The sequence below is a fragment of the Bacillus benzoevorans genome (assembly GCF_014207535.1).
Classification (GTDB): domain Bacteria; phylum Bacillota; class Bacilli; order Bacillales; family Cytobacillaceae; genus Bacillus_BD; species Bacillus_BD benzoevorans.
Window position 1 is genome coordinate 63,419 of sequence record NZ_JACHGK010000013.1, and the last position, 19,919, is coordinate 83,337.

General features: G+C 44.5%; 21 protein-coding genes. 15 read left to right on the forward strand and 6 right to left on the reverse strand.

Annotated features, from left to right (window positions below; genetic code table 11):
* The first annotated feature begins 166 nt into the window (after window positions 1-166).
* The 4 genes from sdaAA (at window position 167) to HNR53_RS23685 (ending at window position 4,148) form a co-directional block, all read left to right on the forward strand.
* Window positions 167-1,729: an L-serine ammonia-lyase, iron-sulfur-dependent, subunit alpha gene (sdaAA, locus tag HNR53_RS23485; protein WP_184528049.1), complete on the forward strand. Its 1,563-nt coding sequence runs from the start codon at window positions 167-169 to the stop codon at window positions 1,727-1,729.
* Between the two features lie 151 nt (window positions 1,730-1,880).
* Window positions 1,881-2,690: a YitT family protein gene (locus HNR53_RS16630; protein ID WP_184528051.1), complete on the forward strand. Its 810-nt coding sequence runs from the start codon at window positions 1,881-1,883 to the stop codon at window positions 2,688-2,690.
* 250 nt (window positions 2,691-2,940) lie between these two features.
* Complete coding sequence (locus tag HNR53_RS16635) at window positions 2,941-3,588, forward strand: YdcF family protein (protein ID WP_184528053.1); 648 nt, start codon at window positions 2,941-2,943, stop codon at window positions 3,586-3,588.
* Between the two features lie 461 nt (window positions 3,589-4,049).
* Window positions 4,050-4,148: an S-layer homology domain-containing protein gene (locus tag HNR53_RS23685; RefSeq protein WP_377802199.1), complete on the forward strand. Its 99-nt coding sequence runs from the start codon at window positions 4,050-4,052 to the stop codon at window positions 4,146-4,148.
* Window positions 4,149-4,999: 851 nt separating this feature from the next.
* Here the strand turns inward: HNR53_RS23685 and HNR53_RS16640 are convergent.
* The 3 genes from HNR53_RS16640 to HNR53_RS16650 form a co-directional block, all read right to left on the reverse strand.
* The gene (locus HNR53_RS16640) at window positions 5,000-5,326 is read right to left on the reverse strand and encodes a hypothetical protein (protein WP_184528055.1); all 327 of its coding nucleotides are present in this window, start codon (window positions 5,324-5,326) and stop codon (window positions 5,000-5,002) included.
* A gap of 144 nt (window positions 5,327-5,470) precedes the next feature.
* Window positions 5,471-5,911 carry a YaiI/YqxD family protein gene (locus tag HNR53_RS16645; protein ID WP_184528057.1) on the reverse strand — a complete coding sequence of 147 codons (441 nt, stop codon included), beginning with the start codon at window positions 5,909-5,911 and terminating at the stop codon, window positions 5,471-5,473.
* Between the two features lie 135 nt (window positions 5,912-6,046).
* Complete coding sequence (locus HNR53_RS16650; protein ID WP_184528059.1) at window positions 6,047-6,526, reverse strand: coiled-coil domain-containing protein; 480 nt, start codon at window positions 6,524-6,526, stop codon at window positions 6,047-6,049.
* A gap of 354 nt (window positions 6,527-6,880) precedes the next feature.
* Here HNR53_RS16650 and HNR53_RS16655 point away from each other — a divergent pair, with 354 nt between their 5' ends.
* Entirely contained in the window at window positions 6,881-7,888 is a 1,008-nt protein-coding gene (locus tag HNR53_RS16655) for a DUF3231 family protein (protein ID WP_246439629.1), read from the forward strand.
* A gap of 74 nt (window positions 7,889-7,962) precedes the next feature.
* Here the strand turns inward: HNR53_RS16655 and HNR53_RS16660 are convergent, their stop codons facing one another.
* Complete coding sequence (locus tag HNR53_RS16660; RefSeq protein ID WP_221452365.1) at window positions 7,963-8,277, reverse strand: hypothetical protein; 315 nt, start codon at window positions 8,275-8,277, stop codon at window positions 7,963-7,965.
* Window positions 8,278-8,564: 287 nt separating this feature from the next.
* On the opposite strand from HNR53_RS16660, the gene HNR53_RS16665 reads away from it, so the two are divergent.
* From HNR53_RS16665 to HNR53_RS16675, 3 genes are all read left to right on the forward strand, one after another.
* Window positions 8,565-10,898, forward strand: coding sequence for a xanthine dehydrogenase family protein molybdopterin-binding subunit (locus HNR53_RS16665; protein WP_184528061.1), 2,334 nt, complete (start codon window positions 8,565-8,567; stop codon window positions 10,896-10,898).
* On the forward strand, window positions 10,898-11,731 hold the full coding sequence (locus HNR53_RS16670) for an FAD binding domain-containing protein (RefSeq protein WP_184528063.1): 834 nt from the start codon (window positions 10,898-10,900) through the stop codon (window positions 11,729-11,731). Before HNR53_RS16665 ends, HNR53_RS16670 begins: the two co-directional genes overlap by 1 nt.
* Window positions 11,732-11,887: 156 nt before the next feature.
* Window positions 11,888-12,328 (forward strand): (2Fe-2S)-binding protein, encoded by a 441-nt coding sequence (locus tag HNR53_RS16675; RefSeq protein WP_184528065.1) that lies wholly within the window; start codon window positions 11,888-11,890, stop codon window positions 12,326-12,328.
* A 260-nt stretch (window positions 12,329-12,588) separates the two neighbouring features.
* On the opposite strand, the gene HNR53_RS16680 is transcribed toward HNR53_RS16675, so the two are convergent.
* Window positions 12,589-13,038, reverse strand: coding sequence for a hypothetical protein (locus HNR53_RS16680; RefSeq protein WP_184528067.1), 450 nt, complete (start codon window positions 13,036-13,038; stop codon window positions 12,589-12,591).
* 106 nt (window positions 13,039-13,144) lie between these two features.
* Between HNR53_RS16680 and HNR53_RS16685 the strand changes: the two genes are divergently transcribed.
* The 6 genes from HNR53_RS16685 (at window position 13,145) to HNR53_RS16710 (ending at window position 17,455) form a co-directional block, all read left to right on the forward strand.
* Window positions 13,145-13,762 (forward strand): NTP transferase domain-containing protein, encoded by a 618-nt coding sequence (locus tag HNR53_RS16685; RefSeq protein WP_184528069.1) that lies wholly within the window; start codon window positions 13,145-13,147, stop codon window positions 13,760-13,762.
* Window positions 13,755-14,828 (forward strand): XdhC family protein, encoded by a 1,074-nt coding sequence (locus tag HNR53_RS16690; protein WP_184528071.1) that lies wholly within the window; start codon window positions 13,755-13,757, stop codon window positions 14,826-14,828. The genes HNR53_RS16685 and HNR53_RS16690 overlap by 8 nt, the downstream gene beginning before the upstream one ends.
* 173 nt (window positions 14,829-15,001) lie before the next feature.
* Window positions 15,002-15,280: a spore germination protein gene (locus tag HNR53_RS16695; RefSeq protein WP_184528073.1), complete on the forward strand. Its 279-nt coding sequence runs from the start codon at window positions 15,002-15,004 to the stop codon at window positions 15,278-15,280.
* 14 nt (window positions 15,281-15,294) lie between these two features.
* A complete protein-coding gene (locus tag HNR53_RS16700) occupies window positions 15,295-15,537 on the forward strand; it encodes a spore germination protein (RefSeq protein WP_184528075.1) in 243 nt (80 codons plus the stop codon).
* Window positions 15,538-15,549: 12 nt separating this feature from the next.
* Window positions 15,550-15,966 carry an Hsp20/alpha crystallin family protein gene (locus tag HNR53_RS16705; protein WP_184528077.1) on the forward strand — a complete coding sequence of 139 codons (417 nt, stop codon included), beginning with the start codon at window positions 15,550-15,552 and terminating at the stop codon, window positions 15,964-15,966.
* A 217-nt stretch (window positions 15,967-16,183) separates the two neighbouring features.
* Complete coding sequence (locus HNR53_RS16710; protein WP_184528079.1) at window positions 16,184-17,455, forward strand: M20 family metallopeptidase; 1,272 nt, start codon at window positions 16,184-16,186, stop codon at window positions 17,453-17,455.
* Between the two features lie 38 nt (window positions 17,456-17,493).
* Here the strand turns inward: HNR53_RS16710 and HNR53_RS16715 are convergent, their stop codons facing one another.
* Window positions 17,494-18,303, reverse strand: a complete 810-nt coding sequence (locus tag HNR53_RS16715) for an IclR family transcriptional regulator (RefSeq protein ID WP_184528081.1) — start codon at window positions 18,301-18,303, stop codon at window positions 17,494-17,496.
* 337 nt (window positions 18,304-18,640) lie between these two features.
* On the opposite strand from HNR53_RS16715, the gene HNR53_RS16720 reads away from it, so the two are divergent.
* Window positions 18,641-19,834, forward strand: a complete 1,194-nt coding sequence (locus tag HNR53_RS16720) for an acetyl-CoA C-acyltransferase (protein ID WP_184528083.1) — start codon at window positions 18,641-18,643, stop codon at window positions 19,832-19,834.
* Window positions 19,835-19,919: the final 85 nt, after the last annotated feature.

Sequence of the window (19,919 nt, forward strand, 5' to 3'; positions counted from 1 at the left end):
TACACCTTCCTCCAATTGGATAATGAAATAGTTGTTTAATGTGTTCTTTTTAACATCATTTTTAGCACAGGCAGTATATGCTTGGTTGTAACAGTCTTCTATTTATATTTGGAAAAAATTGGGGAAACAGGAGAACCGTCCCCTTGTTCTTAGGAGGGAAATGTGTATGTCTTTCACGAGTTTGAAGGAATTGATTGAAATGGCAGAGCAGAAAAACACAACCATTTCGGAAATAATGATCAGAACAGAAGAGGTACAGACAGGTCTATCAAGAGAGACGCTAATAGAACAAATGTCGCAGCAATTAACGGTTATGGAAGAAGCTGTTCGCAAAGGAACCGTGAGTTCTGTTATGTCTCGCACTGGTTTAACCGGAGGAGACGGACATCGTCTTTATGAGTATGGTAAAAATAAAACATCGTTTGTCAATCCAGTCACCTTAAATACCGCTGCGAATGCCCTGGCTGTATCTGAAGTCAATGCAGCAATGGGACGGATTGTGGCGACCCCAACGGCGGGTTCAGCGGGAATTTTGCCGGCAGTTCTCGTGCATGCTCTCGATAGCGGCAGATTCAGTCGTGAGCAGATTGTGCAATCGATATTCACGGCTTCGGCACTTGGTTTAGTCGTTGCGAATAAAGCTTCGATTTCAGGGGCTGCAGGCGGATGCCAGGCTGAAATTGGCTCAGCTACGGCTATGGCTGCAGGCACCTTAGTGGAACTGGGCGGCGGCACACCAACGCAGGTGGGACATGCCGTTGGGATTGCGATGAAAAATTCATTGGGTCTGGTTTGTGATCCGGTGGCAGGGCTGGTGGAAATTCCTTGCATCATCCGCAATGGTTTACATGCTATTACGGCGGAAGCGGCTGCCGATATGGCACTGGCCGGTATCGTAAGCATCATTCCTCCGGACGAAGTCATCCAAGTGATGCATGAAGTTGGACAGGCGATGCCTGAATCATTAAGAGAAACCGGAATCGGTGGCCTTGCCGGAACTCCGACAGGACAAAAGTTAAAAGTACAGATATTGGGGGAAGAATCCAGCAGTTCGGCTCCGGCTAAATATCAAAGTGCTTATGAAATCATTGGCCCGATCATGGTTGGCCCTTCAAGTTCGCATACAGCGGGAGCTGTCCGGATTGGGAATGTTGCCTACCAGCTGTTAAATGAAGAACCGCAATCTGTTCGCTTTACGTTGATGGGTTCTTTTGCCGAAACCTATCAGGGACACGGAACCGACTTAGCTTTATTAGCCGGGGTACTGGGATTGACCACCATGAGCGACGAGATTCCGAATGCGAAAAAATTTGCCGAAGAACATGGATTAACCTACGAATTTACGAAGCGGGTTCTTGGAAGCTATCATCCAAATACGGTTCTAGTTGAATTAAGCGGGGCTTCACGCAAAGTGAAGGTATTAGCTAGTTCAATCGGAGGCGGAAAAATAGAAGTTCAGGAGTTTGACGATTATCCGTTAAAATTCAGCGGAGAACGGCCAACACTTGTGATCCGTAATACCGACCAAAAAGGCGTGATTGCCGAGGTTTCAAGGGTCCTAAATGAAAACGGATTCAATATATCCCGGATGGCCTATGAGCGCGCCAAAATCAACGGTCCAGCCATCACAATATGTGAACTCGACACTCAGATTGAGCATAAGCACTTAGCCATCCTAAAAAGTGAAATTCCAATCATAGAAGAAATTCTCCAGCTCCAAGTGAAGTAAGAACCGTACCTCTGTTTCGAAGGAACTTGGTAAATTTTACTCACCACAAAACGTGGTGGGTATTTTTTTGTAAAAAATTAGGGAAACGGGAGAACGTCCCCTTGTTTCGGACATACTAGTGGGTAGTCACATTTCTTAAAGGAGCGGCAACATGCGTAATATCGTGATCATTGTTTTGGGTTCATTAATTATGGCCGCCGGGTTTAATCTTTTTATGATTCCCCATCATATTTTGAGCAGCGGATTAAGCGGGATTGCTATGATGTTAGGGATTTTAACTCCCCTAAATACAGGGATTTTAAATCTCCTCTTAAATTTACCCTTATTAATTATCGGATGGTTCAAGCTGGGAAAGCGATTTATTACCTATACCATTCTTTCTGTTGTGGTTACATCAGCTGGTTTGTTATTCTTACCCATTTTAAAAATCTCCAGTGATCCTTTATTATCTTGTGTATTTGGTGGAGTTTTAGTGGGAGTAGGAGCAGGGGTTACGTTCAGGGCTTCCGGCTCTACAGGCGGTTTGGATATCATCGCGATGTTATTAATGAGAAGGCGGAGCTTCCCGCTTGGAGCCTTGCTTGGGGCGATGAATGCCGTGGTGGTTCTGATTTCCGGATTTATTTTTGGCTGGGATCTGGCCATGTTAACATTAGTGGGCATTTACACTTCCAGCCGGGTGATTGACACCGTCCATACAAGCCAAATAAAGCTGACGTTAATGATTATTACGAAAAAAGGAAATGAATTAAAGGATGTTCTGCTGGCGAAACTTGAAAGGGGAATTACGGTCATTGAAGGAAAAGGCGCTTACTCCGGGAGCAGGCAAGAAATTTTAATGACGGTGATCACGCGCTATCAACTAGCGGATGTGCGGAACACGATAAATGAAATAGACCCGCATGCTTTTGTCAATATCACCCAAACAACAGATGTCATCGGGCTCTTCCGAAAAAGCTGAAACACTGGACAAGCCAAGTTCATACTTAACACAAAAGAACTGATTGCATTCACAAGTGGCAATCAGTTTTTATTTTTTTAATTCTGTTTATTCTAACTCGTATATATTAGAAAGTTAATGACCTCTTGGACCAGTTGCTTTTATTTTATATAATAATAGTGGTTAGGTAGATAATAATATCTTCAAAACTATGACTTTTGCCTGCAAGAGCGAGCAAAATCAGTAATTAAATAAAAGGACCACATGCAAAATGAAGCTGAATAACAATGAGAACGTAGTAAGGACCAGTAATAGAAAGAGGATCCAAAGTGCATTATTGCTTTGTATCCTTGTCTTAGTTTTGGGGGGGTTCTTTTTCCCAAGGACGCTTTTAATTGATTTTTTATTTTATGAAGAAAAGCCGGTGAAGGCGGATGTGATCATTCTGCTTAGCGGGGAAAAGGAAGAGCGAGGGCGAATGACGAAGGTTGCGGAATTGTATCATGCCGGGTATGCGGATAGAGTGCTATTAACGAATGCCACGTCACCAGGAAGTTCGATTGAATATGCCGAATCCTTTGGCATTCCCCGCGATGCTCTTTTAACAGAAAACAAAGCAACCAGTACATATGAAAATGCGCTCTATGCGAAAGAGATCGTATTGGAACGGGGGTTTGACTCTGCGCTTGTAGTGACGAGTAATTATCATATGCGAAGAGCAAAATTGGCCTTTGAACGCGTGTTTCATGACAGCGGTGTTTCGTTTACCTATGTGCCGTATCATCCTAAATCGATCACGAGGGACAGCTGGAAAGAGAATCACGAGTTGTTCAAGAAGGAATATAAGAAGCTCATTGGCGCGTATTTCTTATATTTTGACGGAGTGATTACGCCGTTAAGAAAGGCGTTGGAGGATTGAAATGTGGGACGAAGGGGCAGGTCCGTCGTCCCAGGTACATTTTTCTTAACGTAAAAACTGCTCCCTGCTTTTACTGGGGGAAATTAGGGAAACGGAAGAAGAACGAAATCGCTAACGCGATGGCTTTTTAACTAACTCCTGAAAATATGACTACAAACAAAAAAAAGTGTGCATACTTGTGATTGTTCAACCGTCAAACCAAACAATCCCAAGGAAGGCACACCTTTCTTATGAATATTATTATCCAAAACAACAGAAATTTATACACTCTTCGTTTATATATGCCCCGATCTCCGCCTTCCTTCTGGGGAAACAAGGGGACGGTCCGGCGTTTCCCTAATTGTTACCAGTCGGACTTCTGTCGTTTCTGGTGAATATTGGAGAGGAAGGAGAACTGTTCGCCTGTTTCATATAAATGAAATCGCTCATGCTCACAAAAAGGATGTAGAAACACTTATGATTTGGGCATTACAAGTGGGAAGGGCAATGGGGAATTTGCTCCGAAAGACAGCAGGACAAGAGAAGAATGTGCTGTATTTCTGGATTGGGCTTTGAATTAAATAAAACAAGGGAACGGCTCTGCCGTGTCCCTTGTTTTATTTAGCAGAACTCTTGATAGTGCCCGTTGGAAACCTTCATTGGTTCTGATGGGAACTATCAGCCTTTGATAGTGCCCGTCGCTTCCTCGCACCGGACCTGAAGGGAACTATCAGCCCTTGATAGTGCCCGCCGCTTCCTCGCACCGGGTCTGAAGGGGACTATCAGCCTTTGATAGTGCCCGTCGCTATCCTGCACCGGTTCTGAAGGGAACTATCAGCCCTTGATAGTGCCCGTTGGAAACCTTCATTGGGTCTGACGGAAACTATCAGCCCTTGATAGTGCCTGCCGCTTCCTCGCACCGGGTCTGAAGGGGACTATCAGCCTTTGATAGTGCCCGCCGCTTCCTCGCACCGGGTCTGAAGGGAACTATCAGCCCTTGATAGTGCCCGCCGCTTCCCTGCACCGGGCCTGAAGGGAACTATCAGCCCTTGATAGTGCCCGTCGCTTCCTCGCACCGGGTCTGAAGGGGACTATCAGCCTTTGATAGTGCCCGCCGCTATCCTGCACCGGACCTGAAGGGAACTATCAGCCCTTGATAGTGCCCGTTGGAAACCTTCATTGGTTCTGACGGAAACTATCAGCCTTTGATAGTGCCCGCCGCTTCCTCGCACCGGGTCTGAAGGGAACTATCAGCCCTTGATAGTGCCCGCCGCTATCCTGCACCGGTTCTGACGGGCGTTATTCATCCTTAATAGTGCCCGGTCGCTGCAGCACTTACTAAGCAAAACAACTGTCTTTTGTTACTATTGGAAAACATTAGGGAAACAGGAGAACCGGAACCGTCCCCATGTTTCCCCTTGTTTCCTCTGTTTTACAGAAAACTGCATTGTGAGAAGGTGTGAGAACCGCCAAAGATGTGGATGGTAGAGTTGCCAAAAGGGTGCTGACCAGGAAGGAGGATGACGCTGGATGGGTTATGAAATTGTTGTGAGAAGGTGTGAGAACCGCCGAAGATGTGGATGATAGAGTTGCCAAAAGGGTGCTGACCAGGAAGGAGGATGACGCTGGATGGGTTATGAAATTGCTGTGAGAAGGTGCGAGAACCGCCAAAGATGTGGATGGTAGAGTTGCCAAAAGGGTGCTGACCTGGTAGAAGGATAGCAGTGAAGGAGTTTCTGCACGTATGTGAAATATTCATTCTATTTCACCTCGCTTTCCTATTGAATACTATATATTATTCATTGGGGAAAAGGTCGGAAAGGCTGTTATATACTGGAAATTAAAATATACCTTTTTACTAGAATGGACCGGGGGAACCATCCAGTTTTCTCGATGGTTCCTTTCACCTATTAATCGTATTTTTAAAAAGCTCTCTAAATTTCTCTCTATCTTCTGCTGTGAAAGGTTTCGGGCCTTTTGTCCGTTTTCCGCCTTTTCGCGCCATGGCACTCAAATAACGTGTTTGTAGCAATTGGTCGATGTTTTCATTTGTATAGCGATATCCTTTATGGTGAAGAACGATACACCCTTTGGCCAAGCCAAGAGAGGCCAGACCATAATCTTGCGTGACAATTATATCTCCTCTTGCTGCTAGCTTCATAATCCGATAATCTGCCGCATCTGCTCCGGAATCGACATAAATGATTTCCACTCCCGCTGGTTGTTCCGCGTTGGAAAAGTGAGAAAAGCTCGTCACCAGGATCACCGGAATTTCGGCATTCGTCCCTTCAGAGATCACGATATCTTTTACTGGACAAGCATCTGCATCAACATAAATTTTCATATCAAACTCTCCCATAAATAAGCTCGAATTGATGATAGTGGAAGATAAGGTTTTTGTCAAAAGTAGAATCAAGGGACGGCAGATTGTTGCGGGGCTAAAATCTCAGGGGGCCATGAAGGCTGCCCCTGTTTTCCTTTAATTTGCAGCGGTTAAGGCAGAGATATTGGACAACTTTTCTTTCAAATCCTGCACTTGATTCTCCAGATTCGTATTGACCGTGGTTAGTTCGCTAACCTGCTGATCTAAACTATTTTTATTAGCGGCAATGTCACTTTTTTCATTATTTAATGTTTTGATTTGGGTTTCGTTGGCTGTAACCGCTGATTTTAATTGCGAAATTTCCTCTTTCAGCTTTGTTTGCTCTTCTTCTAACTTTTTATTCTCCGCGGTTAAAGCTGTATTGACCGCTTGGACTTTATCCCGCTGCTCCTTTATCCCGGTATCCAAATAAGGTCCGCTAATGGCTAAACAGAGCAAGCCGAAGATAAGTGTAAAATTAAACGTCATATTAAATAGAGCCTTTTTTGGATGCCTTTTTTTGCTTATGTACCGAAAAAATAGATACGTAATGGAAAAAGAAATAGAAAAGTAACCTATGATGGCGAGAATGAACATGAATGATACCTCCGAGAAATCTTTTTAGCAGCAAAAAATACAAGACAGTTTGTTTATGGTGAAAAAAGAGTTCCGTTGCACACCGTCTTGATTGTTAGGAACCTGTAAGACACGGGTCAACCGTTTACACCATCCCCTTCAAGTATTTTTTCTAACCAAATTATACCTTTAATTATCCGAACATACAAAAAATTGGGTAAATTAGGTCAATTATCATAAAGCCTAATTTAAGCGGTAAGTCTATAGGAGTGGTTCCTATTTTTCCTAATTAAAAGCCAGTTGGTTGGACAATTGCCGGTTTTCTCGCATGTATTTTCCGATAATGGGCATCTTATTCCTCGATAGGAGTTGTTTATGATGGAAAATAAATCAAACATTCGTTTAACGGCTGCAGAAATGTCCAGCTTATGGACCCAGTATATTAATGACTCGCTGGCAGTCTGTGTAAATACTTACTTCTTAGAAAAATCAGAAGATCCGGAAGTACGTCCTCTTATTGAATGGACAGTAGATACCGCAAAAGAAAATATTTCAATAATGAATGATATTTTCACAAAGGAAAAGTTCCCTATCCCTATTGGATTTACGGATCAAGATGTAAATTCACAGGCGCCGAGACTTTTTTCCGATACATTTGTCTTAGTGTATTTACGGCAAATGTCTAGTATTGCAATGGAATCGAATGCTGCAACATTGGGATTGGTCACTCGGCCTGATGTGGTTGCTTTTCATAAAAGGGTGCTGCAGGTAGGAGTGGAATTGCAGGACAAAACACGGGACTTAATGTTAAAGCAAGGCACGTATGTAAAACCACCTACTATCTCGACTCCGGATAAAGTGGATTTTGTGGAAAAACAGCAATTTTTGAGCGGCTTTTTTGGAAAAAAAAGAACGCTTACCTCCATTGAGATTACGCACTTATTTTTAAATATTCAAACCAATGCTATTGGAAAAGCACTGATGGGAGGATTTGCTCAGATTGCTAAAAGTGATGAAGTGAAGCAATTTTTATTAAAAGGGAAGAAAATTGCCCAAGACCATATTCATTTATTTAGCAATTTCTTAATAAAAGAGGATTTACCTGTTCCCATGAGCTGGGATACGGCAGTTTCTGATTGTACCACAACTATTTTTTCTGACAAACTCATCATGTATCACGTAGCGGCAATGATTGCAGCCGGAATTGGAAATTACGGGGTGTCATTGGCTGCAAGTCCAAGAAGGGATTTAGGCTATCGATACGCTTCCTTAATTCCGGAGATTTCCCTTTATGCCGAAGATGCGGCTAATATTATGATTAACCATGGCTGGATGGAGGAGCCTCCACAGGCAGATGACCGTGAAGCGTTGGCCAACAAATAAAAAATATAAAATAATGGTCTAACTAGGACAAGGGCTCTGTTTCAAAAGGAAATAGAGCCCTCTTATTTTATATTTTAATACCAATAAGGATATCCAAATCCATAACCATAAGGATAGCCGTAACCGTACCCTCCATATGCCCATGGGGAAAGCAGCGCGCCCGCCGCCAATCCGCCTAGGAAAGGTAGACCGAAACCGAAGCCAAACGGTCTGCCAAAGCCAAAGCCAAACGGTCTCCCGAAACCGAAACCAAATGGCCGGCCGAAACCAAAGCCAGGTCTCCCGAAGCCGCCGAAACCAAAGCCAGGTCTCCCAAAACCAAAACCAAACGGTCGAATTCTTTCATCTGATCCGTACACTTCACCTTGAGAATATAATTCTGGATGCATATAGAACAACCTCCTATTTTCCTCTTTTTTATTTAGGACAAAAGCGAACAGTATCCCTGCCTGATTTTTTTTGACAATATCGCCATCCCAATAAAAGAGTATGCTATCACCTAGCTTTATTCTTGGGCAAACATCATGATGAATCGATTTGTTTGGCAAATTTGGGCATGGGACAAGGGTTCAGTTCCATGCCCCCGTTCTCTGGCGGCGGGGCAACGGACAACTCGAGTCCCGGTTCTAAATATGGAATGGGCGTGAATATATTGTATAAGTCATCCAATATATGAATGGGGGCGATTGGGATAGAGGTAATCGGGAAGAGTGTGATTCGCCAGGAAGCAGAGGATAAGGTGACGGGGCGGGCAAAGTATACGAACGACTATCAAGCGGTTCCGATGCTTTTTGCAAAAATAGTTACGAGTCCATATGCCCATGCAAAAATTGTACATATCGACACAACAGAGGCGGGGAAATCTCCTGGAGTTCGCGCCATTGTCACGGGAGAGGGGCTGCCCCTGACAGGGGAGGCGATTCGTGACAGACCGCCGTTAGCCTTTGAAAAAGTCCGCTATCATGGCGAAGCGGTTGTCCTTGTTGTTGCCGATACACGCAGACAAGCCGAGGTGGCTGCTGATAAAATAAAAATCCAATATCAACCACTCCCCGTTGTCCATTCACCAACAGAAGCCTTTCAAAAAGATGCGCCCTTGGTCCATGAGCAATTAGGACAATATAAAAAGGAAGAAGATTCCTACCCTGTACCCGGAACCAATATTGCGACCCATATTAAAATTCGTAAAGGGCAGATGGAAAAAGGCTGGAGGGAAAGTGATGTAACGGTGGAAGCCGCCTATTCCTTTTCACCGTCAGACCATGCCGCAATGGAAACAAGATGTTCGACAGCAGAGATTTTACCGGATGGTACGATCAAAATCATGACATCGTCGCAGGCACCTTTCATGGCCAAGCGTTTATTAGCGGATTATTTTGGCGAAGACATGGGGAAAATCGTCGTTGAAACGCCGCTCGTTGGCGGGGCATATGGCGGAAAGGCTTCTGTACAGCTGGAAATCCTCGCCTATTTAGGTTCGAAAGCGGCAGGCGGGCGGGCTGTTAAAGTAGTGAACACGCGCGAAGAAGATATGATTATGTCTCCGGGCCATATCGGTTTAGATGCGAAAATCAAAATCGGGGCCGCTCAAAATGGCATGATAAAGGTGATGGAGATTACCTATTTGTGGGATGGCGGCGCTTATTCCGATAAAGCAATTGATTTAACGAGGTCAGGGGCGGTTGACTGTACGGGTCCATACCATGTGGAAAATGTTTGGTGTGATTCCTATTGCATGTATACCAATCATCCCTATCCGGCTCCATTTCGCGGTTTCAGCCACTCCGAACTCTCCTTTGCGATCGAAAGAACAATGGACTTATTGGCACAAAAGCTGCAGCTCGACCCGCTGGAGCTGCGTTATCTGAATGCCATCAAGCCGGGAAATACAACCCCGACAAGGGTGCTGTTGAATCATAGCAATGTGGGAAACTTACAAAAATGTTTGGCAAGATTAAGAGAATTAATCAGCTGGGATGAGGGGCAGATCCAAGAGGTCGACAATCGATTCATCAGGGTAAAAGGAATTTGCTGCAGCTGGAAAACATCGACCATCGACCCAAACGCTCCATCCGGTGTGATTTTAACGTTTAATCGCGATGGCAGCCTTAATTTAATGTCCGGCGTCGTGGAAATTGGCACAGGGACGAAAACCGTACTCGCCCAGATTTTGGCGGAAAAGTTGAAGATGGATGTGGGGAAGATTCATACCAGGATGACAGTCGATACGCAAACGACACCGGAACATTGGAAGACGGTCGCGAGCAGGGGTATTTACATGGCGGGTAATGCGGTCCTTGAGGCCGCGGATGATGTGATCCGGCAATTGAAGGAGATTGCATCTGCTGTGTTAAGAGCCCCGGTTGAAGATTTGGAAGTGGCACACAGCCGTGTGTTTCTTAGGGACGATCCAGCGGTAGGTTTGCCCTTTAAAGACATTGTCTATGGTTATTCGTATCCAAACGGCAACTCCATTGGCGGGCAAATTATCGGCAGAGGGAATTTTATTTTACGTCATCTGACCCGGATTGATCCGGAGACAGGAGCAGGGAAACCCGGTCCGGAATGGACTGTTGCGGCATATGGGGTGGAGGTGGAATTTGATCGCCGTGACTATACCTATCGCTTACGAAAGGCGGCCACCGTTGTTGATATCGGAATCGTGTTAAATCGCAAAGCGGCAATAGGTCAGGTAATGGGAGCCATGAGTATGGGCTTGGCCTTTGCCGGCAGGGAAACTTTTTATTTCGATACACTCGGGCGCGTGTTGAATCCACAGCTGCGCACGTATCGCCCGCTGCGCTATGGGGAGAATCCTGAATACCTGGTTGATTTTGTCTATACTCCTGATCTGCAGGCGCCATATGGAGCGCGCGGGGTAGGGGAACACGGACTCCTTGGAATGCCCGGCGCCCTGGGGAATGCCCTGTCGGCCGCAGCTGGTGTTTCGCTTCATCATCTTCCATTAACTCCGGAGTTAATTTGGCGGACAAAGGAAGGGGAGAGGTAATGCCGCATTTTGATTTTGATTATTATCAGCCGAAAACATTACAAGAAGCGGTTGAACTTTTTCGATTAGAGCAGCAAAAGGGGAAACAGCCGATGTTTATCTCAGGAGGAACGGAGCTGCTTACCTTGGGAAGACTTAATCTGGTTTATACCGAAGCGGCGATTGATTTAAAAAATATCGCCGAAACGAGGGAGATGGCTTTTGAACAGGATTACCTGCTTTTAGGAGGTTCTTTAACCTTAACGGCGATTGAAGAAGCGAATCTTTTTCCTTTGCTGACGGCAACAGCCAGTGAAGTGGCCGATCACACGGCGAGAGGGAAAATTACCGTTGGCGGCAATATTTGTGGGCAAATTTTTTACCGCGAGGCGGTCCTGCCGTTTCTATTAAGCGACAGCGAAGTGATTATTGCCGGGCCAGAGGGAATGAAAGTGGCGGAAATCAATCAAATTTTTCAGCAAACATTACAACTGAAAAAAGGGGAATTTCTCGTTGCCTTGGCGACCCATAAGAAGTTTATTGAGGCTCCGTTTGTCAGCATTAAGCGGCGCCAGCAATGGGATACCGGGTATCCGCTCATAACGATCGCCGCTTTGAAAATAGATGGCGGGCTTCGTGTGGCCATTAGCGGTCTATGTCCATTTCCATTTCGCTCGAAAAATATGGAGGCGGTATTAAATAATCGGGAATGGCCGCGGGAGGAGCAGATTAAACGTGCGTTGGAGGTGCTGCCGCAGCCGATTCAGAGTGATGTGGAAGGCTCTTCACAGTATCGCCTGTTTGTGCTGCAGAACCTGCTTCAGGATGTGCTGCAGTCTTTCGAGGATGTGTAGAATTGATTGATGTTTTTTTTAAAAAAAGGCTCTGCTAATGTTCATTGTTGATTTTAGCCCTATGTGAACCGATGCACATAATGCGGTATAGGGGATCAACAACAAGATTTAACAGCGCCAAAAAGAAAGGAAGGCTTAGCGATTAAACTCCATCAAATGGTATTACATGTGAATGATGAACTCCATACCGTCACGGTTCGCTCAGGTGATACCCTGTTAATGACCTTGAGAACGAGGCTGGGGTTGACCGGTGCCAAACCGGGGTGTTTAAACGGGGACTGCGGGGCTTGTACCGTGAATGTCGATGGCTGGCCGATGAAATCGTGTTTGATGATGACAGTAGAAGCAGCCGGGAAAAAAATTACGACGATTGAAGGGTTGAAAGATACACCGATTCAACGGGCCTTTGTGAAGCATTTCGCCTTCCAATGCGGCTATTGTACACCGGGTTTTATCATGAATGGTTATGCCTTGGCGCTCCGTCATCCTGATGCCGATGAAAAGACGATTAAAGAGTGGCTTGAATCCAATATTTGCCGCTGTACCGGCTATGCTGAAATTGAAAAGGCGATCAAAGAAGTCCTAAAAGAAGATTAAAAGGATATAAAAGTGCCGTTTTATAGAGAGCAAATGGAGAGGATCGCCATGACTTTCGGCATTTTCATTTGTCATTGAAGTCCAAGCCGCCTATGAAACTGGTGTTTCTTGACGGGTAAAGAAAAAGATGAAGACCAGGATGGCGAGTGCCAGCAGAAAAACGCCATTCTCTGACAATCGTATAGGCGGCATCTGGTTTAATGTATGACCTTCGTTTATGGCAGGTTTCTGGGTGACTGCAGGCTGATACGTCATGGAGATCATTCCTTTGTAAAATTTTTAAATATGGTTGGATCAATGTGGAAGTGCTTTGTCACAACCTGATGAAAAAAGCGATAATGTTCCTCTAATAATGAAAGGTTAGGCTGGGGCAGCGTTTCACCAAAGATTGGTCCGGTGACCGTCAGCGCAAATCTGCCGGGACCGACCAAGACACCAACGATTCTAATTTGATCCATTATTAATAAAACGGCGATCAACACGTCAATGATATCGATCACCGTATTGGTGATGTGCTGCGGCTCCTTTCCCACAGTTCTCACGGAGCCAAAAATGGGGCCGCTCAGTGAAAGACTAAATCTCCCGGAATATACGAATACGCCTCTGACTGTTATTTGACCTGTTAATAATAAAAAAGCGGTGGCAAGATTTAAATCCCGTTGGAGGGAAGCGATAATATTTGCGTCTTCTACGAAACTTTTACTAAACACAGGAAGCTCACCTCTGCAACATCATATTCAAAACGCATAAGAATGTGTGATGATTGCCTAGATTTTTAAAAAAATTGCCCAATACCACTACCGGAGGGATTTCAAGGTGAATATTTATGGGATTGTTTTAGCCAGTGGCCGCTCGATTAGAATGGGGCAGCCAAAACTGCTCTTGCCCTGGAAGGGGCGTCCGATGCTGGAACATGTCCTGAGCAAGATGAAGGGAATCCCTTTTTCAGATGTAAAGGTGGTCGTTTCCAGTCAGAACCCAGAATTAGAGAAAGCTGCTGCTAAATTCGCCTATTCTATTGTAAAAAATAACACCCCGGAGCAGGGGATGGGCCACAGTTTATCGTTAGCGATCCAAACTCTCCCTATGCCTTCAGAAGCAGCTGTCATTGTACTCGGGGATCAGCCAACCATCGCAGCAGAAGATATCGGCAGGATTTGCCTGGCTTTTAAGCAGCTGAGGGCGGGACAGGCTGCTCCTCCGAAAGTGATCATGCAAATGCAATATCGTGATGGGAGAGTCGGTCATCCGGTCTTGTTTTCGCATCATTTTTTTTCCGAATTAAGACATTTGAGCGGTGATAAGGGCGGAAAGGAAATAATCCAGAGAAACGCTTGTTCACGCTCCCTTTGCTTTAGTGACAATCCTTACCCGAATGATATTGACACGCCGGATGACTATCATCAGTTATGGAAAGGTGAAGAGAATGAATGATTTGACGAGAGTGTTAGAAATTTTAAAAAGCAGAAAGATGGAAAGCTTCGCTATGGCAACGGTGGTGAAAATTGAAGGGTCCTCCTATCGGCATGAAGGGGCAAAAATGTTGATTGATGAAAAAGGCCGGCGCTATGGCGTGATCAGCGCCGGGTGTTTGGAAGAAGATATTCTTCATCATGCGGATGAGGTTTTGCAGACTGGAAAAGCCAAATTGCTTCGCTATGATAATCAAGAAGAAAACGACTTAAGCTGGGGTGAGTGGTCCGGATGTATCGGGGTCATCTATGTCTATCTTGAAAAGACAGGCTGGAATTTTTTAAAAGACAGAAATGGAAACTCATTATGGGAAATGATCGCGGGAAAATTATCAAGGGGACAGCGTGTCATTTCGCTGAAATACATAGGGGAAGAGAACAGCGAGACATGTGTGTTTGATGGTGATAACGGGAATGTACTGGCTGGTACGGATAACTTTATTCAGCCGTCATCGAAGGAGCTAAAAACCTTCGGTACCGGGCATAAACAGACAAAGATGATTTTGTTAGAGAATCAGCGGACCCTGCTCATGGAGCAATTCCAGCCGAAGGAATCCGTTTATATTTTTGGCGCCGGTCCTGATACTGAATTACTGGTCGAACTGCTGGTGAAACTGGATTTTTCGGTCACGGTGATTGACCCGAGGAGCGAAAGATTTGAACAAGGGAATTTTGCCGCTGCGGCACAGTTTGTGATTGAGTTTCCCCATCTATATCTCCGTCATCATCCGATCGCGAACAATAGCTATTGTTTAATCATGACCCATAACTTTCAATGGGATCAAGCGATTTTACCCCATCTTTTAGAGCATCCGCCCAAATACCTTGGCCTATTAGGGTCAAAAAAACGGACAGAGCAATTATTCTCCCCCGGACCAATCCCGGAGTGGGTCCACGCCCCGGTCGGCTTAAACATCATGGCTGAAGGAACCGAAGAAATCGCCATCAGCATCGCAGCTGAATTAATAGAAACCCGGGCAAAGGAAACGAGGGGGCGGTTCTCGCGCTTCCCTAATTTATTCCAGTAGGCGGCGAGGGGGCCGGTCCATTGTCCCCGCTGGAAAACAAGGGGGCGGTTCTCACGTTTCCCTAACTTACTCCAGTGGGACGGACCTGTCTCATTTCATCCAGAAAAGGAACCCATAGGCGTTATCCCGCATATATTACCTCTAAGACACAGGTTAGAAAAGGTGAATGAAGAATGCCCTCGATTGTTATTAATTTACATTACTTAAAGATCAATAGTATTTCCGGGAATGGATGCATTACGATTGGGGAAGCAGCCCACAATAGCCCAACTGCCTATAACAAATCACAGGGGATGAATTCATCCTATGGGGACACTTCACCGACCGAAGCCATCATGGAAAATATCTTAATCGATCCGGATGTAAATGATCAAACGGCCATTGGAACTACGGATAATTCATACGTCAATACCCCTAGGATACCCATACCGCCTGTGCCTGTCATCGACTAAAGGAGACAACTGATATGCCATATCAAATCAATATTTTAAATTTAAAGGTTAATGGGGCCAACCAGAATGGAAATATTGATGTCGGTCCTACTGTACACAACAGTCATACCGCCAATAGTAAATTTACCGGTGCCAATATTTCATTAGGTGACTTTTCCCCAGCCACTGCTTTTCTGAACTCCGGAAATATCGATCCAGATATTAGTGATCAGGACCAAATCGCGAATCCATCCATGCCGATTGCCAATCAATTATAATGAGGTGTGAAGATGGATATCGAAAAAATGCGAAAATGGCTCGAAATTACGAATGAATATAAGAAAACTGATTTTTGGTCCAGTGTCTTAAAAGAAAAACATCCCGATGAATTTTTACGAGAAGAAAAAGGCTATCCAAAAGTTGATATCTATCAAGATGAGCAAAATAACTTTGTGATTATCGAAATACCGGGGATGGAGAGAGAGCATATCCTTCTGCACTTAATCTCCAATACCCGGTTAAAAATCAGCGGCAAAATGAATCCAATTTTTCCCCAAGAAATGGAGATTCAGAGAGAGAGAACCTGCGGAGAATTTGAACGGGTCATTGAACTCCCAGAAGCAGCCCGTGCGCAAGAATTACGTTTACAAAATTATAATGGACTACTATATATCTCATATCCACGAAATGTGGAACGCATTATTTGAAACACGAGAGCCAAAACGCGGGCAAAACGCGGGGACGGTTTTCGTGTTTTTTATTTTGTTCCGGTAAGGTAAGAAAAAGGGGTGGGTAATGGTAAATATTAGGTCAACAGCAGAACCGTCCCCCTGTTTCTTCCCCCAGAATATAATCTAGGCATTGCACGTAGAATAGTATAGGAATACCGTGTCAAATGCTGGGCATGGAGGGGATGTTTTCTTTATGGGTACCAGAATGATCCGGCGGTTGATAAGGTCAAGGCAACAGGAATTAGTCGAACTTGCTGCTTCATTTATTCGAATTCCGACTGAAAATCCATCGCCAAATTTTTTAAAATGGTCAGCAGAAATAGGGAGACATATAAGCCGATACTTAGCCACAAAAGGGTTCTTGATTACTAAACACCAACGTAGTAAAAATTCGCTGCTTTCGGTTATTTGTGATGCTCCTTTAACAGGGGTACCTGGTCCGCGGCTCTTATTTTGCGGACATACAGATGTCGTACCCGCGGGCGAACGTTCACATTGGACCTTCAATCCTTTTTCAGGAGAAGTCAGAGCGGGTATGCTTTTGGGGCGTGGAGCTTCCGATATGAAAGGCGGCTTGGCGGCACTGGTCTTTGTCGCTGGACTGCTTCAGGAGTTCGCGCCTGCTCTTCATTTAAAAGGCAGCTTAGGAGTGATTGCCTCTCCAGATGAAGAGACTGGCGGAATTGAGGTGGAATGGCTCTTGGAACAAGGATTGATTAAGGGGGATGCCTGTCTGATTGGTGAACCAACGGACCAGCACTATCCGAATGCCGGTGAAAAGGGCTGGGCATTGATGCGGGTGACCATACCAGGACAGCCTGGGCATGGCAGCCAACAGCCGATTTCTGGAATTTCAGCCGTACGCAGAGGTGCCGCCGCGGTTGAAGAACTAGCGAAGCTATGGGAGCTTAAGACATCACCCCCGACAGTGCTTGGTCAACTGTTGTATCAAACGGAGTGGCTCCTATCTCAGCAAGGGGATCCCTTACTAGCACAGTTGCTTTATCGTCCCTCTTACAATCCCGGTATCATCCAGGGTGGAACAAAAGTCAACATCATCGCCGACAAGTGTACCATCGAGGTGGATAGCCGGGTTCCATTTGGGATGAAGCCAAAGTTTGTACTGGATGTCGCCAGGGATCTTGTTCGATCTGTGGCTCCCGGTGCGGTTGTAGAGCCAATGATCTCCTTTTCTAATCCGAACTGGACGTTAGAGAATCGTCCCATTGTGCAGGTCTTAGAGCAGGGAATACGGCGTGTTCTTGGGAGTAAGGAACCTGTCTTCAGTGTGCTCTTGCTTGGTTCGAGTGATGCCCGTCATTTCCGGCGCCATGGTATGGATACCGTCCTTTACGGTCCCGGGCTGCAACACACTGTCCATGCGTACGATGAGCGGGTTTCAGTGGAGAGTTTGATAGAATCTGCCGAGATTTATGCTGAGACGGCAATTAAATATCTTAGTTAAAAACGCGGGGGCAGTTCTCTCGGAACCGTCCCCTTGTTTTAAAATGGCTTTCTTCCTCCGGTCACTTTCATAATATTGCCTGCGGCTTCCATTAGCTGCTCTCCGCAGAACGTAACGAATTCCTCGCTTATCCCGGAAGAAAAGCCGATACAGGCAATAACCATACTTATCTCGCCTGCAGAGTTAAAAATAGGTGCTGCGATGCCGAAAACACCAGATGTATGTTCCTCATAGCTTACCGCATACCCCTTTTGCTGAACCTCTTTTAGACTATCCTTGAATGTTTCATAATCTATGATGGATTTATCGGTAAATTGTTTAAAATTCACCGTTTGAATAATTTCATTCATTTTTTCTTCCTCAATAAAAGCTAAATAACACTTACCAAAGGAAGCGCTGGTTAAAGGAAAATGCTGTCCTAATTTTACCGTCACTTGAACAGGGCTGTCCGGTAATTCGGGTTCCTCTTTCGCTACATACATTAAGCGATCGTGGGAAACAGGTTCAAGTAAAACACTGGTTAATCCCGTTTGATCGGATACCCACTTAAGATGAGGTTTTGCCAGCTTTAAATAATCAATCAGCTCTGCTGCTCTCGCACCTAAAATAATAAGATATGAACCGAGGTTGTACTGCTTAGAATCATCATCGTACGAGACATAGCGGTAATGAGTTAATAATTTTAAAATTCTATGACATGTACTTTTATTAATGGATAATTTCTTAGAAATTTGTGATAGTGAGCGTTCCTTACTTGTATAACGGCTCAAATATTCCATAATTTTAATGGACGATTCAAGTGCAGGAACTTCCGACTTTTCCTTTCCCTTCCCATTGTTTTTTTCCATTTTTAAGCTCCTATTCGATATCTTTCCGTACCCTTTCTTCACGGTGTAAGTAGGATAAATTATAAATCAGTATTTGTCAAACTGCCAAAAAATACAGAATCTTATATTCATAGTTAAAGTTATTGCTAAATATTCTAAAAATTCAATTGACTAACAAATGTGAGGATGATATTATATGTTCCATAGAGGGTACATTGTTCCGTAAGTGAAACAACATAACAAATAACTTAAATGTAAAATGATGTTTTTTAAAACCCTGATGATTATTTGAAATGGAGAACGATTTTATTTTAGTAGTTGGTGAATGTAGGAATATATAAGACATGGAGGGTTAAAAGTGAAAAATGCTGTAATTGTTGGCTCTGTTAGAACAGCTATCGGGAGATTGGGCGGAAGTCTAAAGGATGTAGAAGTAGATTATCTTGCTGCGAAAGTAATAGAAGAAATTATTTCACGTACAGGAATTGAAAAGGGTGAAATCGATGAAGTCATCTTCGGACAGGCAAAACAGAGTGCTGACTCATCGAACCTTGCGAGATTAGCACTATTACGTGCCGGTCTTCCATTTGAAGTACCTGGTTATACCGTACATAGACAATGCGGGTCAGGTGTTCAGTCCATCAATAATGCGGCGATGCAAATCATGACTGGTCAATCTGAAGTGATTATTGCCGGCGGTGCTGAATCGATGAGCACAGCTCCTTACTATATTCGTAAGGCACGATACGGATTTGGTGCAGGAAATGGGCAAATTCTCGATCCAAATACAGAAAGCCAGCCGCGTTCACAGCCATTTGAAGTCTATGGCAACCTTACAATGGGCTATACAGCGGAAAACTTAGCTGAAAAGTATCATATTTCAAGAGAGGAACAGGATGAATTTGCTTTACGAAGTCAAACGCTTGCTAGTGAAGCGATTCAATCAGGCCGTTTCCGTGAAGAAATCGTTCCTTTTGCAGTAAAACATAAAAAAGAGGTAAAGGTCTTTGAGGTGGATGAACACCCAAGACTAACAAGTTTAGAGAAATTAGCTCAGTTAAAACCAGTTTTTAAAGAAAATGGCACTGTCACAGCCGGTAACAGCAGCGGCCGTAATGATGGAGCATCCGCGCTGTTAATGATGTCAGAGGATGCAGCATTGAAACGGGGTTTCAAACCAAAGGCAAGAATTATTGCCCATGCAGCAGCAGGTGTTTCACCGGAGTATATGGGAATTGGACCAGTAGAAGCGACAAGAAAAGCGCTTGCAAACGCGAACCTGTCAATCGATGACATTGGCTTAATTGAATTAAACGAAGCCTTTTCCGCTCAGGCCATTGCCGTAATGAGAGAATTGAACATGGATTTGGATCGCGTGAATGTTAATGGCGGTGCGATTGCGATGGGTCACCCTATCGGTGCAACAGGTTCGATTCTAATGACAAAATTGCTTCATGAAATGGAAAGAAGAGGCGTTAAATACGGATTAGTCACACTATGTATTGCCGGTGGACTAGGAATTACAACCATTGTTGAGAATTTACAAGTGTAATTCACACAAGCAGTTGCTGCTATAATTAACCTCTTGCTTTTCTTTATAGCCAAAATGCAGATTCTTATTTTGGAAAAATTATAGA

What these genes read in the sequence shown, in the direction of transcription:
- HNR53_RS16700 (WP_184528075.1), top strand. Translation starts at nt 15,295, where the DNA reads ATGCCATATCAAATCAATATTTTAAATTTAAAGGTTAATGGGGCCAAC.
- HNR53_RS16690 (WP_184528071.1), top strand. Translation starts at nt 13,755, where the DNA reads ATGAATGATTTGACGAGAGTGTTAGAAATTTTAAAAAGCAGAAAGATG.
- HNR53_RS16675 (WP_184528065.1), top strand. Translation starts at nt 11,888, where the DNA reads ATGGTATTACATGTGAATGATGAACTCCATACCGTCACGGTTCGCTCA.
- HNR53_RS16665 (WP_184528061.1), top strand. Translation starts at nt 8,565, where the DNA reads ATGGGGGCGATTGGGATAGAGGTAATCGGGAAGAGTGTGATTCGCCAG.
- HNR53_RS16645 (WP_184528057.1), bottom strand. Translation starts at nt 5,911, where the DNA reads ATGAAAATTTATGTTGATGCAGATGCTTGTCCAGTAAAAGATATCGTG.
- HNR53_RS16655 (WP_246439629.1), top strand. Translation starts at nt 6,881, where the DNA reads ATGATGGAAAATAAATCAAACATTCGTTTAACGGCTGCAGAAATGTCC.
- HNR53_RS16715 (WP_184528081.1), bottom strand. Translation starts at nt 18,303, where the DNA reads ATGGAAAAAAACAATGGGAAGGGAAAGGAAAAGTCGGAAGTTCCTGCA.
- HNR53_RS16660 (WP_221452365.1), bottom strand. Translation starts at nt 8,277, where the DNA reads ATGCATCCAGAATTATATTCTCAAGGTGAAGTGTACGGATCAGATGAA.
- HNR53_RS16650 (WP_184528059.1), bottom strand. Translation starts at nt 6,526, where the DNA reads ATGTTCATTCTCGCCATCATAGGTTACTTTTCTATTTCTTTTTCCATT.
- HNR53_RS16640 (WP_184528055.1), bottom strand. Translation starts at nt 5,326, where the DNA reads ATGAATATTTCACATACGTGCAGAAACTCCTTCACTGCTATCCTTCTA.
- HNR53_RS16710 (WP_184528079.1), top strand. Translation starts at nt 16,184, where the DNA reads ATGGGTACCAGAATGATCCGGCGGTTGATAAGGTCAAGGCAACAGGAA.
- HNR53_RS16670 (WP_184528063.1), top strand. Translation starts at nt 10,898, where the DNA reads ATGCCGCATTTTGATTTTGATTATTATCAGCCGAAAACATTACAAGAA.
- HNR53_RS16705 (WP_184528077.1), top strand. Translation starts at nt 15,550, where the DNA reads ATGGATATCGAAAAAATGCGAAAATGGCTCGAAATTACGAATGAATAT.
- HNR53_RS16695 (WP_184528073.1), top strand. Translation starts at nt 15,002, where the DNA reads ATGCCCTCGATTGTTATTAATTTACATTACTTAAAGATCAATAGTATT.
- HNR53_RS16630 (WP_184528051.1), top strand. Translation starts at nt 1,881, where the DNA reads ATGCGTAATATCGTGATCATTGTTTTGGGTTCATTAATTATGGCCGCC.
- sdaAA (WP_184528049.1), top strand. Translation starts at nt 167, where the DNA reads ATGTCTTTCACGAGTTTGAAGGAATTGATTGAAATGGCAGAGCAGAAA.
- HNR53_RS16635 (WP_184528053.1), top strand. Translation starts at nt 2,941, where the DNA reads ATGAAGCTGAATAACAATGAGAACGTAGTAAGGACCAGTAATAGAAAG.